The organism is Thermococcus prieurii (assembly GCF_054657655.1).
In genome coordinates this window covers 406538-420734 of record NZ_BAAHYH010000002.1, presented here as the reverse complement: position 1 = coordinate 420734, position 14197 = coordinate 406538, and the positions used below count along the sequence as shown (strand labels likewise).

Here is a 14197-nt window from a genome sequence, read left to right as displayed (position 1 = left end):
AACATTGTTGTGCAGAAAGCGGGTGATGCTGATGAGAGTCCTCATCCTCGGAGGAGGGGCCCTTGGACGCTCGATAGCGGAGGCCCTCAAAGGAGAATTTGACGTTGTCATCGTGGAGAGGGATGAAATCCGTGCCCGGGCCCTTGAGGAGAGCGGTTTTCACGTCGTTCAAGGTGATTTTTCATACACGGCCACGCTCCTCAAGGCGGGTGTTGAGAAGTCCGAGCTCGTAATTATAACGACGATGGATGTGGATACAATCAAGAAAACGGTCTACGTAATCAGAACCAACAACAAGGAAGTTCCAATCCTAACAGTTCTCCCGGATGACGTGGGTCTTGAGGACCTCATGGAGAGCATACGGGAGAGCTTTGAAGCCGATGTTAAGGTTGATTACGCAATCTCTCCAAGAACTGCCCTCCGGAACGCTCTCATCGGGATAGTGAAGCAAATAGGGGAGAAGAAGAACGTCAACCTGCTCGTGAAGAAGCTCCGTGAACTGAAAAACGAGAGTGATTCTCTCCTCATAGTCATGCATGACAATCCTGACCCGGATTCCCTCGCAAGCGCCGCCGCACTGAGCCTCATAGCACAGACCCTTGGATTCAAGACCAAAATAGTCCATGGGGGCGAGATAACCCACCACGAGAACAGGGCTTTTGTGAACCTCTTGGGGATTGAGGTAACGCGCGTTTCGAGGGGCTCCTATGAACTCAGACGCTATCCTTTCATCGCCCTCGTTGACTGCCAGCCTAACGGAAACCTCACCATCCTTGAGAGCTCGGACTACGAGAGAATTAAAATCGTCATAGACCACCATCAAATACTCCAGCATCTATCTGACGTAATCCCCGACGATGCTTTCCTGGACATTCGGCCGGACGTTAACTCCGCTTCATCCATCCTGGTCGAGTACCTCAGGGGGCTCAACATCTCGGTTTCACCACCGCTCGCAACCGCCCTTTTCTATGGAATCTACATAGACACGAAGAAGTTCTCGAAGCTGAGCCCCGTTGACCTCAAGGCGATAGAGTTCTTAGCCGGAAAGGTTGACTACGAGCTCCTTGACAAGATTGAGCACCCCGACATAAGCACCGAAACGGCTGAAATTCTTGCGAGGGCGATAATGCACAGGAGGATTTACAAAAACGTCATAATAAGCAACGTGGGCTTCATAACAAACCGCGATGCCCTTGCGGAAGCCGCTGACTTTCTCCTCCGCCTGGAGGGCATAACGACGGTCCTCGTCTTTGGCATAGTGGACGACAAGATTGAGATTTCCGCCAGGACGAGGGACGTTAGGGTTAACATAGGTGCGGTGATGAAGGAGGCCTTCGGAGAGCTTGGAAGCGGAGGAGGACACGCCAGGGCTGGCGGCGCGAGGATAAGCCTCGGAATCTTCAAGCTCGCCAAGGATAAGAACTCCCTGCTGAAGCTCGTGGAAGAAGCCGTCACGGAAAGGTTCTTGGAGGCATTAAAGGTGAAAGAAGGCTAATCCTCCTTGGCCTTGACGAGGACGATGTCGCCGATGGCCGTGACGCGGTCGTAGGGGACTCCAACCTTTTCCCCGGGCAGAACGAGGGCGAGGACTTTTCCCATCCCCCTGTCAATCTCGATTAAAACCTCATCAACGTAACCAACGTAGTAGCCCTTCGTGTTGTAAATCTGCTTGCCGTAAAGCTTTGAGAGCCTCATCACCATTTCAATCACCGCCTTAGGTTATCAATGAGCATATTTAAGCGTTGCTACTTGCCTTTCCTGCCGAAGTTCCTGAACTTCTCGAAGCCCCACCTGCCGAGTGCCCCGAAGAAGGTGAACGCCATTGCACTGCCGGTGACTATAATTATTGATGTGACCCCATGCTCGACTGACTGCAATGGGCCGTAGTTCTTCAGGAGTAGCAGGACCGTCGATGCCCCGCCGAGGTAAGTCGCTGGGCTTATTAGGGCGTCCGTGAAGTTCGTTGGCTTAACGAAAAGGCTCATCCCGAGGACAACTCCGAGCATCACGTTGGCGAAGGTCGCGTTTATCCCCATGTTCGCCCACCAGAGGGCGAGGGCGAGTGTCACGACCGCACCGAGGACGAACGAAACGGCGGACGTTCTGAAGTTCCACTCTTCGTCGGCCCTTATGCCGAGAATGGCTCCGATGATGAGCCCTACATAGATTCCGTAGGCGAAGAGTTGGTTCTCATAGGGTCCGTATGCGAAGACCGCCAGCAGGAAGCCGAAGAAGGCACCCAGCCCGGCGAACGTTAGGGTTGCCCCTACGTTTGCGTTTGTCTTCATTCTATCACCTCAATCCTTATCCTGTCACCGTCGTTGAGGCCGAGCTTTTTCCTCAGGTTTACCGGAGCCACTATCTCGGCAATCTTAGGGGGATGAACTGTTCTTGAGGGTATCACAATCGCCCCCTCCACGCCGTCAATCCTCACGCGGTAGGCCTTGACGTCACCGAAGGTCCTCCCCTCCTTGGTAAAACCGGGGATTATAACGGGCCTTGCGTTGCAGAGGGCATCGAAGACCGTCTTCGGAAAGAGAACTCGGACGTTCAGCGTTCCGGGATAGGGCTCAAAGCCGAGGTACTCCCTAATCAGGGGCGCGTACTGCCTGACGTAGTAGGCACCCTCCCCGAGGCCTGAAACGACCTCCCCGACAATCACGCCGGTCGAGAGGGCCTTTGAAATCTCGTCGCAGAGCCTCTGGAGGAAGCTCGCGCCCTCGGGTGTCACCTCGATGAGGGTCTTCTTGCCCTCCACCTTTCTCTCGATTAATCCCTCTTCCTCCATCTCTACAAGGAGCCTCAAAACGGTTTGGGGTGAGACCCCGAGCTCATCGGCGAGCTCCCTAACGGTGACCCTTCTCATCTTTCCAATCGCTCCCCTTCTCGCGAGGGAAACGAGGAGTTTTACGTTCTTCATTTTCTCACCTTCGAGAGCTTATCGGCAAGCTTGAGAGGTTTTGGATAGCCTTCGCCAAGCGCCTTCACGACCTCAACGGCAGACCTCAAATCGACCAGATGTCCAACGCTTACATAAGCTTTTCCTACCCTTTCATAGAGGTTCTCCGGCACATCGCGGAGCGGTCTCTTTGCCACGCCGATTACGGGTCTCTCGAGGATTAGCCCGATGTGGGAAGCCAGCCCGTAGCCCCTCGGGTGCGCCTTCCCGTGGCCCTCAACAAGAAGAACGTCAAAGTCCGCGTTTTTGACGACCCTCAAAACGGGCATCGTCTCCCTGAGGAAGAAATAAGTGGGGATGTAGGGAAAAGCTACCCTGACCCTAACCGTTCTCGTCTCGATTGGCTCGCACTCTGGAAAGGTGCATATTACGAGGGCCGAGACTGCATCGTTCCCCCGGTAGGAGACGTCAACCGCCCCAACGGTCTTCACCCTGCTGGGGTCGAGCGGTCTCTCGACTATCCTTTTTGAGAGTCTTCCCTGAACCTCGGCTATCTTTTTGAGTTTTTCTGTGATTATGTAATCCTTTAATTCAGTCATTCTTTAGGGCCTTCTCAAGTTTTTCCTCAAGGCTCCTGTTGAGCTTGGCCCTCGTGAGGTCTTCGAGGGTTCTCTCCAGGGCGTAGCGGGCCTGGTCCTGTTTCTGCCTGACGTTGACCAGTCCCTTTGGATACTCCAGCGTTATGAGGGCGTTGTAGACCCTCTCCATCTCGCGGTAAACCGTCTCAGCGGTGTCGAGGTCTCCCTCAAGAAGCCTGTGGAGGAAATACCTCCTGAGCTCGCCTATGAAGTCCCCGACGCCGAGAACGTAGTCCGCCTCAGGGACACCGAGCTCACCGGGGGTTGGGTATGGCCTCCCGCGGACGTAGCTGAGGAGGAGGGACGCTTCAACGAACTCCTGATGGGCGGTCTGAACGTAGCCGGAGTAGTAGAGGTCGGGATGGTTTTTCAGCGTCTCCCTAAGCAGTTCCACCCGCTTTCCGGCTTCGCTTAGCCGTTCCTCCGCGGGGTTTAGCTCGTTCCGGTGGACGGCCTTGACAGCGTCCCCGCTGAGCCTCACTATTTCCCTCGTGACCTTGAGCGCTTCCTCCCTCAGGGAATCCTTCTCATCGAGAACTTTTCTGACTGACTCGATTATCTCCTCTATCTCCATGTTCCCACCGGAGGAAGTTGAAGAAGAGACTTAAAAATGTGGGCCCGGCCCATCCCCCACCATCATCGAAGGCATAGCCATCCTCAGGCGGTCCGGAGGAGGCGGGCCTTGTCCGCCCGGCATCGTCCACGGGACCTCATCGAAGGCCCAGCCCACTCCGTCCGGCGGGCCAACCGGGCGGGACCGTCGTAGAAAATTCTTCGGCCGAAATTTTAAGACTTTCGAAGTTAATAACTCTCAGGAATGTTAGTTTTCCTAATTCATGCCGAAAATTATATAAGCAGTTCACCAGACCCGGCTTTGCTAAGTTAAAAGCAGAGGTGGTGACGCTCATGGCCGAGAAGGTTAGAAACATCGTCGTTGAGGAGCTCGTCAGGACTCCTGTCGAGATGCAGGAGGTTGAGCTCGTCGAGAGGAAGGGAATCGGCCACCCCGACAGCATAGCCGATGGCATAGCCGAGGCCGTCAGCAGGGCCCTCAGCAGGGAGTACATCAAGAGATACGGCATCATCCTCCACCACAACACCGACCAGGTTGAGGTCGTTGGTGGTAGGGCCTACCCGCAGTTCGGCGGCGGTGAGGTCATCAAGCCTATTTACATCCTCCTATCCGGAAGGGCCGTTGAGATGGTTGACCGCGAGTTCTTCCCGGTTCACGAGATAGCGATAAAGGCCGCGAAGGACTACCTCAAGAAGGCCGTCAGACACCTCGACATCGAGAACCACGTCGTCATAGACTCCCGCATTGGTCAGGGAAGTGTTGACCTCGTTGGAGTCTTCAACAAGGCCAAGGAGAACCCGATTCCGCTCGCCAACGATACCAGCTTCGGTGTCGGCTATGCCCCGCTCAGCGAGACCGAGAAGATAGTCCTCGAAACCGAGAAGGTTCTCAACAGCGACGAGTTCAAGAAGGAGTGGCCGGCGGTTGGCGAGGACATCAAGGTCATGGGCCTCAGGAAGGGCGACGAGATTGACCTCACCATAGCTTGCAGCCATAGTTGACAGCGAGGTCGCCAATCCGGACGAGTACATGGCCGTTAAGGAGGCCATCTACCAGAAGGCCAAGGAGATAGTCGAAGCCCACACCGAGAGGAAGGTCAACATCTACGTCAACACCGCCGACGACCCGAAGAACGGCATATACTACATCACCGTCACCGGAACGAGCGCCGAAGCCGGCGACGACGGTAGCGTTGGTAGAGGAAACCGCGTCAACGGGCTCATCACCCCGAACAGGCACATGAGCATGGAGGCCGCGGCCGGTAAGAACCCGGTCAGCCACGTCGGAAAGATTTACAACCTCCTCTCGATGCTCATAGCCAACGACATAGCGGAGCAGGTTGAGGGCGTCGAGGAGGTCTACGTCAGGATTCTGAGCCAGATAGGCAAGCCAATTGACGAGCCCCTTGTTGCGAGCATACAGATAATCCCGAAGAAGGGCTACTCAATTGACGTCCTCCAGAAGCCCGCCTACGAGATTGCCGACGATTGGCTCGCCAACATAACCAAGATACAGAAAATGATTCTCGACGACAAGCTGAACGTCTTCTGAATTCCTTCTTTCCTTTCCACTGTTCTTGAATCCAAAAGTTTAGAAATCAGTAGGGGGCGCTCTGCTTCAGGGCCCTGAGGAGTTTGGCTTCCTCCTCCATTATGGCGAGCTTCTCGCTCTTAACTTTCGCGAGCTTAACGGCCACGTCCTTCTTCTGCTTGGCCATCCTAACGAGCCTTGCCTCCTCAAGGACGAGGAGCTCCTTCCTCTTCTTAACGACCTCAAGCCTCCTCTGGAGGATTGACTTAACCCTCTCCATGGTATCACCTACTCCATTAGGAGACCCTAAACCTTATAAGGTTTTCGGTGAACGTTAAAGTTGACTTCGTCAATCAGCGAAGTAAAACTTAAGCGCGTTAGGTCTTCTCGGTTACGGAGGTGAGAAGATGAGGCTCGTCGCGATAACAGACATCCACGGCAACGTGAAGATGAGCCGGAAGCTCGCCGAGTTAATCGTGGAGAAGAAACCGGACGCACTCCTCATAGCGGGCGACATAACCCACTTTTCAGGAGCCGAAACTGTCAGGAAGGTTCTCGGGCCCCTCTTTGAAACCGGCGTTCCAATACTCGCGGTTCACGGCAACTGCGACGGTAGGGACGTTCCGGAGTTGCTCGACGAACTTGGAATCTGGATTCACGACAGGAGAAGAGAGTTCAACGGAATTGGCTTCGTTGGAGTTGGGGGCTCAAACATAACACCCTTCAACACAATTTGGGAGCTCAGCGAGGATGAAATCCGAGAAATCCTTCTGAGGAACTACCGCCCCGGCGACGTCATCCTCTCCCACGTCCCGCCGAAAGACACGAAGGCCGACCGCGTCCACTCGGGTCTTCATGTGGGAAGTTCCGCGCTGAGAGGGTTCATCGAGGAGAAGCAACCACCGCTTGTTATCACAGGCCACATCCACGAGGCAAGGAGCGTTGACAGAGTTGGGGAGACGGTAATCGTGAACCCAGGCCCGCTCTTCAGAGGGTACTATGCAGAAATAATCTTGGCCGATAATGTCATTAACGTTGAACTGAAGTCCCTCTGAAGTGTTCGTCATTCTTCCCATCTACTTTGGGTTCTGTTTAGTGGTAATCTGGAAACTACCCCTTGATAATCATAAAGTCTGTCGCCCGTTCAACACCTACATAAAGAAAGGTTATAACAAATTACCTCAACCCCCACGCGGTGGTAGTTGTGGAAGCGATGAGGGTAAAGCTGCCCGAGGAGACGGTTAAGCGCCTCAGGGCTGATTTGAGAGAGCTAAGAAGGGACATTCAGCGCCTGATGGTGGTTGATAACTATCCTCTCCTTCAAAGGCTTGAAAAAGGCCCTAGTCCCGCCGATTGGGCAACATTCAGCGCCTACCTGCGGATGATTCACCTCAGTGATGATGTAATTCCCCGTGAGGTCAGGGAGCGGATTTCGAGGCACAGAAAGAAGTTTTTAGATGAAATAAACAAACGTCTTGCTAAGACCGGTGGGGGCTACTGGGTGACGATTGAGAACGGTGATACCTTGCTCAATTATTACGATGAGGGGGGCGGTCTCCAGAAGGTCAAGCTTGGCTACGTTGACGTCATGAACATACTCGGTGCGAGAAACGTTGACAGAGTCGTTGAGATAATAATAAAGAGAAGCAGGGGAATTTTTGGGGATTAAACGAGCTTTTTCTCCTTCAGCACTTTCTCCATCCTGTCCATCGCTTCCTCAAGCTGCTCGTAAGCTGTTGCGTAGCTTATCCTTATGTACCCCTCGCCGGCCTTTCCGAAGGCCGAGCCCGGAACGACCGCGACCCTGGCTTCTTTCAACATGAGCTCGCTGAACTCCTTGTCGGTTAAGCCGGTGTCCCTAATCCTCGGGAATATGTAGAACGCTCCCTTGGGCTTAACCGTCGGAAGGCCCATCTCGTTGAGGCGCTTCCAGACGAGGTTCCTCCTCCTGTCGTATTCTTTCCTCATCTCTTCGACCGCCTTCCAGCTCCTCTCGTCATCGAGGGCCTTCGCGGCGGCGTACTGGGCGAAGGTGACGGGGCAGGTGGCGTTGTACATCTGGAAGCGGGTCATCTTCTCGATTATCCATGCAGGAGCCACGACGAAGCCGAGGCGCCAGCCGGTCATGGCGAAGGTCTTGGAGAAGCCGTTTATCGTTATCGTCCGCTCGAACATGTCATCGAGGGAGGCTATGCTGTAGTTCCTTGCACCATCGTAGACGAAGTGCTCGTAAACTTCATCGCTGAAGACTATGAGGTCGTGCTCGACTGCGAAGTCTGCAATCTCCTCGAGGTCCTTCTTAGTCAGAACCGCGCCGGTCGGGTTGTTTGGGGTGGTTTATAATGAGCGCCCGGGTTTTGTCGCCTCACGTGCTTCTCGAGGTCGTCAACGGAAAGGCGGAACTCGTTCTCCTCGTAGGTCGGGACCTCAACTGGCTTTCCGCCGGCGAGAACAACGGCTGGGGCATAGCTCACGAACATGGGACTCGGGATGAGGACTTCATCTCCGTCCTTGAGGAACGTGGCGAGACCCATGAGAAAAGCCTGGTTCGCCCCGACGAGCACCATTATCTCGCTCGTAGGGTCGGCTTCGATGCCGTTCTGCTCCTTAAGTTTCCTCGCTATAGCCTCGCGGAGCATTGGCAGGCCGGCGTTCGGGCCGTAGTGTGTCATGCCCTTGTCAAGGGCCTCCTTGGCATACTCCTTTATATGCTGGGGTGTATCAAAGTCTGGCTCGCCGATTCCGAGTGATATGAGACCCTCAACACCCTGGGCGAGGTCGAAGAGCTTTCTAATCTCAGAAGGGTTGACGAGTTCGAGTCTGTCGCTCAGCGCCATGAACCTCACCGCTCTTCCTTCTCGGCGATGTTTATAACCTTACCTCACCGAAAAGATGGACATCGAAGTGCCAATATGGACGTTACGGTCCTAAAAGATTCACCCAAACACCGCCAACCCTTCAACTACCAGAACGTCCAGTTCAGCTTTTCTAAACGTCCTTAGCGCGTCCCCCGGTGAGCAGACTATCGGCTCGCCGTGCATGTTGAAGCTCGTGTTCAGAACGGCTCCGATGCCGGTTCTCCTCTCGAAGGCCTTGATGACTTCGTAGTAGCTCGGATTTACCTCTTTCCTCACTGCTTGAGGCCTCGTCGTGCCGTCCACGTGAACGACCGCCGGAGCGGCTTCTCTGAACTCCTCGCTCGCGGTGTAGCTCATCGTCATGAACTCGTTCGGCCTGCCTTCAAGGTCATCGAGGTATTCTCCCGCCTTTTCCGGGAGCAGGGAGGGCGCGAAGGGCTGGAAGACGTCCCTTTTAAGCGCCAGATTTAGTCTCTCCTTAACCTTTTCGTCGGAGGGGTTGGCCAGAATCGAGCGGTTGCCAAGGGCCCTCGGTCCGAACTCCATCGCCCCCTGGAAGAAGCCGACGAGCTTCCCCTCGCTAAGAACATCGGCAACGAACTTTTCGTTGACGTCCTCAAACTCGAGCCCCTCCTTTCTCAGGAACTCCTCAACGTAAGCCCTCCCGTAGGACGGGCCGAGGTAGACGTGTTTGAGCTTGAAGGGCTTCCATTTTCCGTCGAGCCTCTCGAGCTGGGTCCTGACGAATATCGCGGAGCCGAAAGCTAATCCCCCGTCGTCCATCGCGGGGAAGACCCACAGGTTATCGTCTCCGAAGATTCTCCTAAGGACTGCGTTGGCCTTGACGTTCTGGGCAACACCACCGGCGTAGGCTAAAGGAAGGCCCTTCGAACTCAACTTAACGCCGAGCTCCTCGAGGAGCTTCTCAAGGTGTCTCTGCGCGCTCGCCGCTATCTCGATGGCCTTCCTCTGAAGCTCACCGTCGAGCTTTCCGCGCTTCATCTGGTTGGCAATTTCTTTCGCCCTTGAGAGTGGATAACCGAAGAACTCGGCCAGCCTTTTGGTTGCCTCGACGCCGATGACCTTAAGATGGTTGTCAAAGGTCAGCCCGCTGAGCTCGATTATAGCGCTCAAATCGTAGGCCGGCCGTCCGTAGGAGGCGAGGCTCATCACTTTCCCCTCATGGCGCATCGGTTTAAATCCTAAAAGCTCCGTAACTGAGGCGTAGAAGTCGCCGAGGCTATCTAAATAGGTGCTCTGGGCTATTCTAATCATCTCGCCGTCCCTAGCAACGTAAATCGAGGAGCTTAGACCGTCTCCCGCCGCATCTATGCTAACCGCTAAGGCCTCGCGCCAGCCAGAGGAGTAGTAGGCGCTCGCCGAGTGAGCGAGATGGTGCTCGACGAAGAGGACCTTTCTCTTGAACTCCGGGCCGAAGATGGATTTCAGCCTCTCCTCAAGCTCCAGAAGCCTCTTCCCCTTCCTGAAAATCCCTGCGACGGCTATTACCTCAACGTCCTCCGGGTCAGCGTTTGCCATCTCGAGAACGGCCTTGATGCTCAGCTCGGGGAAGCCCCTGTACTTCTTGACCCGGTTTAAGCGCTCCTCGTTCACCGCGAAAATCTTCTCGCCGTCTATCAGAACAGCCCCGGCGTCGTGGCCGTCGTGGACTCCGAGAATCATTTTAACACCTCCATATCCCCAAGGTCCCACACGAAGCCGAGTTTCCTCAGCTCATCTTTGGATTCCACGCTTCTGGCGATTATCCCGAAGTGGAACTCCCATCCGTCAAGGCCCATAAGCTTTGACTTCCTATCGAGCCTCTCAAAGACCTTTCGGGCGTCTCTCTCACTCAGGTCCCTCCACTTAACCTCTATCAGGAGGGCCTTCTTCTCAACCTCATCCATCGCAACGAGGTCAATCTCCTCGCACTTCCGCCACCACCGTCCAACCCTCGTCGGTTTCAGAGGAAGTTTCTCCTTAATTTTCAGCAGAAACTGTCTGGCAACCTCTTCAAAAATCCTCCCGACATGTTCGTCCAAATCCTTCATGACGAGTCTCGTGAGCATGTCGCCGTTTCCGGTCTCGATTAAATCGGCGTTTGGATGGACGTACCTGAACCAGAACGAAAAGTAGGGGTCGTCAATGTAGTACCGTCCCTTTCTGCTCTTTTTGCTCTCCGTTACCGGAACTTCCCGCCTCACGATTCCGAGGTTAATCAGAACCGACAGGTACTTTCCAACCGTTCCCCTCTCGAGGCCGGTCTCGTTCATTATCTCGCCGAGGGTCGTTCTTCCCCGCGCAATCGCCTCAAGAACGGCGAAGTAGAGCCTTGGCCTCTCAAGCTCCTCCCTCAGGACGAACTCGGCGTCGCCGTAGAGGAGACTGTCCTGTCTGAAGTAGTTCTCGGTGAGGTTCTCCTCAACGCTGAGCCCATCGTCGAACTCAAGAAGATAGGCGGGGGTTCCCCCGAGGATTGAATAGACTCTAACGAAGTCCTCCATCGAGAAACGGGGGAGAAATTCCCCCGCGCTGAAGAAGTCGAGGGGCTTTACCCTCAGCTGGCCGGTTCTCCTGCCGTAAAGCGGGCTCTTGTATCCGAGAAGCTCCTCCATCATCGAAACGCTTGAGCCACTTATTATAAGGTAAAGCTTTCCCTCCGAGAACTTGGTATCCCAGTAGTCCTGAAGAATTGAGGGCAGGGCTTTGTTCGAAAGAACGAGGTATGGGAACTCGTCTATTGCCACGATTAGCCTTTCTTTCCTGCTTTTTTGATGGAGGTACTCAAATAGGGCATCCCAGTTGCGGAATGGATTTTTGAGAAGGACGTCGTCCCCGAAGTAAGAGGTAATCCTCTCCGAGAACCGCCTGAGGTTCTCAAGCTCGCTCGTTTCCCTCGCGAGGAGGTATATCCCTCCGTGTCTCCTCAAAAACTCCGTTATGAGGGCAGTCTTCCCAACCCTTCTCCTTCCGTAGATTACCACGAACTCCGCACTCTCGCTCTCAAGTCTCCTCTCGAGGAGCCCAATTTCCCGTTCCCTGTCTATGAACCTGCGAGACAATTTACCCACCAGTAATTTACTTTGCAGTAAATTGTTTAAAAGGGTAGCGGAGGGAAAAGGAATCAGTAGGTCCTCGCGAACCTCGCTATGAACTTCGCCTCCCTGCCGCAGACCGGGCACTTCTTGCCTTCGATGCCTTCCCTGGCCTTCTCCTCCGGGTAGGGTGTTCCGAGCATCTTTGCGTCGAGCTCCTCCTCCATTTTAAGCCCGCACTCCTCGTCACCGCACCAGGGAATCTCGACTATTCCGCGCCTGTCCTCGAAGACGGCCTTAGCTTCCTCAATAGTGTCAACGCGCTTGATGTGGCTCTCAAGGAACTCCTTGGCGCGGTTGTAAAGGTTCTCGTGGATAGAATCGAGGGTCTTTTTCACTTCCTCGACTATGTTATCGCGCTCGACGGTTACCTTCTCGAAGGTGTCACGCCTCGCGAGGACGGCTTTCCTTCCCTCCACATCTCTGGGGCCGACCTCTATGCGGAGGGGAACGCCCTTCAGCTCCCAGTCGTAGTACTTCCTTCCCGGCCTTATGTCGCGCTCGTCCACATGCACCCTGAAGCCGGCTTCTCTAAGCTCCTCGGCTATCTCCCTCGCGTAGGCGAAGACGTCAACGTTTGCGTCTTTCTTGGGAATGGGCACGATAACGACCTGAATCGGCGCTATCGTCGGCGGGAGAACCATTCCGCTGTCGTCGCCGTGAACCGCTATGACCGCCGCCAAAAGGCGCTCGCTCATTCCGAAGGTCGTCTGGTGGACGTACTCGTGGTCGCCCGTCTCGGTCTCGTACTGGATGTTGTAGGCCTTGGCGAAGTTCTGCTTGTAGTTGTGCATCGTGCCTATCTGGAGCGTCCTCCCGTCGGGCATCATTATCTCGGCGCCGAGGGAGTAGAAGGCACCGGGGAACTTGTCCCAGTCCGGGCGTTTGGAGATTATGTATGGTAAAGCGAGGAACTTCGCGAGGCGGTCGAATATCTCAAGGTCCTCCTTTATCTGCCTCTCGGCATCTTCGAAGTCGGCGTGAGCGGTGTGGGCCTCGAAGAACCTGCTTATCTCGCGGACTCTAATCAGGGGCCTCGTGTGCTTGGTTTTCGTAGCGGTAGACGTTGACTATCTGGTAGACCTTGAAGGGCAAATCCGCGTGGGAGCGAATCCAGAGGGAGAACATTGAGTACATGGCAGTTTCGCTCGTGGGCCTCAGAATGAGCCTGACGTCGAGGGGGTCGAGACCTGCATGCGTTACCCAATAAACTTCGTCCTCGAAGCCCTTTATGTGCTCAGCCTCTTTCTGGAACTCGGTTTCGGGGATGAGCGCCGGAAACAGAACTTCCTCGTGGCTTGTCCGCTCCATCTCGGCCCTTATGAAGGCCTCAATGTTGCGCATGATTTTCAGCCCGTACGGAAGCCAGACGTTCATTCCCTTGACCGGGTAGCGCTTGTCGATAATTCCAGCCGTTTCGAGGAGCTCGTTGTACCACTCGCTGAACTCGTTGCTCCACTTCTCACGCTTTACCTTCCCCATCTGCACCACCTAAAGGGAGAACTGGAAGGAGTTTTTAAGCTTTCTCGGGCCGGGCTTGACATTCGTCCAGCCGGAAACCTTATTAGGGACGTTTCGATAGACATCTTAAGGTGATAACATGAGGCCGAAGGTGGCCGTCCTCTTCAAGATGAAGAGCAAACCCCTCGAGGAACTCAAGAAATGGGCGGACGTTGACGTTATCCTCTACCCGAGCGTTGAGGAGCTTAAAGAGGTCATCGGGAAGTACGACGGGCTGATAGTTTCCCCGCTCAACCCGGTCCCCGGCGAGGTCTTCGAACATGCAGACAGGCTGAAGGTTATAAGCTGTCACTCGGCCGGCTACGACCACGTTGACATCGAAACGGCGACGAGAAAGGGAATCTACGTCACCAAAGTGGCCGGCGTTCTCAGCGAGGCGGTAGCGGAGTTCGCCGTTGGCTTAACGGCAGCGCTTCTGAGAAAAATCGCCTACGCAGACAGGTTCATTCGCTCTGGAAAGTGGGACTCCCACAGGACGGTCTGGAGCGGTTTCAAGGGCATCGAGACGGTTTACGGCAAAACCGTTGGAATCCTCGGTATGGGGGCGATAGGAAAGGCAATAGCGCGGAGAATGAAGGCGATGGGGACGGAGATACTCTACTGGTCGCGCTCGCGGAAGCCGGATATCGAGGAGGAAGTCGGCGCGAAATACCGTCCCCTTGACGACGTGCTGAGGGAGAGCGACATTGTAATCCTCGCCCTCCCGGCGACGAAGGAGACCTACCACATCATCAACGAAGAGCGGTTGAAGCTCCTTGAGGGGAAGTACCTGGTGAACATCGGACGCGGAACCCTCGTCGATGAGAAAGCCCTCGTTAAAGCCCTCAAAGAGGGCAAGCTGAAGGGCTACGCGACCGATGTATTTGAAAACGAGCCGGTTCAGGAGCACGAGCTTTTCGACTACGAGTGGGAGACCGTTTTAACGCCCCACTACGCCGGCCTCTCGAAGGAGGCTATGGAGGACATGGGGTTCCAGGCGGTTAGAAACCTCTTAGCAGTTCTGCGCGGTGAGGTTCCGGAGACGCTCGTCAACAGGGAAGTTCTGAAGGTTCGCCCTCCGGAAGAGGTAAAGATGCTCTGAG

12 protein-coding genes and 3 pseudogenes are annotated in these 14197 nt (G+C 54.9%); 5 read left to right on the top strand and 10 right to left on the bottom strand.

Translation table 11 applies throughout. From position 1 onward, the window contains the following. Nucleotides 1-31 precede the first annotated feature (31 nt). A complete protein-coding gene (locus tag ACYQ04_RS05455) occupies nucleotides 32-1495 on the top strand; it encodes an NAD-binding protein (protein WP_460129919.1) in 1464 nt (487 codons plus the stop codon). Here ACYQ04_RS05455 and ACYQ04_RS05450 read toward each other — a convergent pair. Genes ACYQ04_RS05450 through ACYQ04_RS05430 form a run of 5 tightly spaced genes read right to left on the bottom strand, consistent with a single transcriptional unit; the run spans nucleotide 1492 to nucleotide 4111 of the window. Further along, complete coding sequence (locus tag ACYQ04_RS05450) at nucleotides 1492-1701, bottom strand: PRC-barrel domain-containing protein (protein ID WP_099210569.1); 210 nt, start codon at nucleotides 1699-1701, stop codon at nucleotides 1492-1494. The two genes, ACYQ04_RS05455 and ACYQ04_RS05450, sit on opposite strands and share 4 nt — an antisense overlap. Nucleotides 1702-1745: 44 nt before the next feature. Continuing rightward, nucleotides 1746-2288, bottom strand: coding sequence for a hypothetical protein (locus tag ACYQ04_RS05445; RefSeq protein WP_099210571.1), 543 nt, complete (start codon nucleotides 2286-2288; stop codon nucleotides 1746-1748). Then, on the bottom strand, nucleotides 2285-2920 hold the full coding sequence (locus tag ACYQ04_RS05440; RefSeq protein ID WP_460127937.1) for a DUF120 domain-containing protein: 636 nt from the start codon (nucleotides 2918-2920) through the stop codon (nucleotides 2285-2287). The genes ACYQ04_RS05445 and ACYQ04_RS05440 overlap by 4 nt, the downstream gene beginning before the upstream one ends. Beyond that, nucleotides 2917-3498 (bottom strand): endonuclease V, encoded by a 582-nt coding sequence (locus ACYQ04_RS05435; RefSeq protein WP_460127935.1) that lies wholly within the window; start codon nucleotides 3496-3498, stop codon nucleotides 2917-2919. The genes ACYQ04_RS05440 and ACYQ04_RS05435 overlap by 4 nt, the downstream gene beginning before the upstream one ends. Continuing rightward, nucleotides 3491-4111, bottom strand: a complete 621-nt coding sequence (locus ACYQ04_RS05430; RefSeq protein WP_460127933.1) for a haloacid dehalogenase — start codon at nucleotides 4109-4111, stop codon at nucleotides 3491-3493. Before ACYQ04_RS05430 ends, ACYQ04_RS05435 begins: the two co-directional genes overlap by 8 nt. 332 nt (nucleotides 4112-4443) lie before the next feature. Between ACYQ04_RS05430 and ACYQ04_RS05425 the strand changes: the two are divergent. Next, nucleotides 4444-5662: pseudogene (locus ACYQ04_RS05425) on the top strand (methionine adenosyltransferase). 46 nt (nucleotides 5663-5708) lie between these two features. Here the strand turns inward: ACYQ04_RS05425 and ACYQ04_RS05420 are convergent. Then, on the bottom strand, nucleotides 5709-5921 hold the full coding sequence (locus ACYQ04_RS05420) for a hypothetical protein (protein ID WP_099210581.1): 213 nt from the start codon (nucleotides 5919-5921) through the stop codon (nucleotides 5709-5711). Between the two features lie 127 nt (nucleotides 5922-6048). Here ACYQ04_RS05420 and ACYQ04_RS05415 point away from each other — a divergent pair, with 127 nt between their 5' ends. Next, nucleotides 6049-6696, top strand: coding sequence for a metallophosphoesterase (locus tag ACYQ04_RS05415; protein ID WP_460127931.1), 648 nt, complete (start codon nucleotides 6049-6051; stop codon nucleotides 6694-6696). A gap of 140 nt (nucleotides 6697-6836) precedes the next feature. Next, on the top strand, nucleotides 6837-7310 hold the full coding sequence (locus ACYQ04_RS05410; RefSeq protein WP_167728491.1) for a hypothetical protein: 474 nt from the start codon (nucleotides 6837-6839) through the stop codon (nucleotides 7308-7310). On the opposite strand, the pseudogene ACYQ04_RS05405 reads toward ACYQ04_RS05410, so the two are convergent. The 4 genes and pseudogenes from ACYQ04_RS05405 to proS all read right to left on the bottom strand — a co-directional run bounded on the left by ACYQ04_RS05405 (nucleotide 7307) and on the right by proS (nucleotide 13076). After that, nucleotides 7307-8478, bottom strand: a pseudogene (locus ACYQ04_RS05405) (pyridoxal phosphate-dependent aminotransferase). The gene ACYQ04_RS05410 and the pseudogene ACYQ04_RS05405 overlap by 4 nt on opposite strands. A 99-nt stretch (nucleotides 8479-8577) precedes the next feature. Further along, nucleotides 8578-10182: a carbamoyltransferase family protein gene (locus ACYQ04_RS05400; protein ID WP_460127929.1), complete on the bottom strand. Its 1605-nt coding sequence runs from the start codon at nucleotides 10180-10182 to the stop codon at nucleotides 8578-8580. Further along, the gene (locus tag ACYQ04_RS05395; RefSeq protein ID WP_460129918.1) at nucleotides 10179-11561 is read right to left on the bottom strand and encodes an ATP-binding protein; all 1383 of its coding nucleotides are present in this window, start codon (nucleotides 11559-11561) and stop codon (nucleotides 10179-10181) included. The genes ACYQ04_RS05400 and ACYQ04_RS05395 overlap by 4 nt, the downstream gene beginning before the upstream one ends. A 62-nt stretch (nucleotides 11562-11623) precedes the next feature. Next, nucleotides 11624-13076: pseudogene (gene proS, locus ACYQ04_RS05390) on the bottom strand (proline--tRNA ligase). A 118-nt stretch (nucleotides 13077-13194) separates the two neighbouring features. Between proS and ACYQ04_RS05385 the strand changes: the two are divergent. Continuing rightward, complete coding sequence (locus ACYQ04_RS05385) at nucleotides 13195-14196, top strand: 2-hydroxyacid dehydrogenase (protein ID WP_460127927.1); 1002 nt, start codon at nucleotides 13195-13197, stop codon at nucleotides 14194-14196. Nucleotide 14197 lies beyond the last annotated feature (1 nt).

What these genes read in the sequence shown, in the direction of transcription:
- ACYQ04_RS05415 (WP_460127931.1), top strand. Translation starts at nt 6,049, where the DNA reads ATGAGGCTCGTCGCGATAACAGACATCCACGGCAACGTGAAGATGAGC.
- ACYQ04_RS05445 (WP_099210571.1), bottom strand. Translation starts at nt 2,288, where the DNA reads ATGAAGACAAACGCAAACGTAGGGGCAACCCTAACGTTCGCCGGGCTG.
- ACYQ04_RS05435 (WP_460127935.1), bottom strand. Translation starts at nt 3,498, where the DNA reads ATGACTGAATTAAAGGATTACATAATCACAGAAAAACTCAAAAAGATA.
- ACYQ04_RS05385 (WP_460127927.1), top strand. Translation starts at nt 13,195, where the DNA reads ATGAGGCCGAAGGTGGCCGTCCTCTTCAAGATGAAGAGCAAACCCCTC.
- ACYQ04_RS05455 (WP_460129919.1), top strand. Translation starts at nt 32, where the DNA reads ATGAGAGTCCTCATCCTCGGAGGAGGGGCCCTTGGACGCTCGATAGCG.
- ACYQ04_RS05400 (WP_460127929.1), bottom strand. Translation starts at nt 10,182, where the DNA reads ATGATTCTCGGAGTCCACGACGGCCACGACGCCGGGGCTGTTCTGATA.
- ACYQ04_RS05430 (WP_460127933.1), bottom strand. Translation starts at nt 4,111, where the DNA reads ATGGAGATAGAGGAGATAATCGAGTCAGTCAGAAAAGTTCTCGATGAG.
- ACYQ04_RS05440 (WP_460127937.1), bottom strand. Translation starts at nt 2,920, where the DNA reads ATGAAGAACGTAAAACTCCTCGTTTCCCTCGCGAGAAGGGGAGCGATT.
- ACYQ04_RS05420 (WP_099210581.1), bottom strand. Translation starts at nt 5,921, where the DNA reads ATGGAGAGGGTTAAGTCAATCCTCCAGAGGAGGCTTGAGGTCGTTAAG.
- ACYQ04_RS05450 (WP_099210569.1), bottom strand. Translation starts at nt 1,701, where the DNA reads ATGGTGATGAGGCTCTCAAAGCTTTACGGCAAGCAGATTTACAACACG.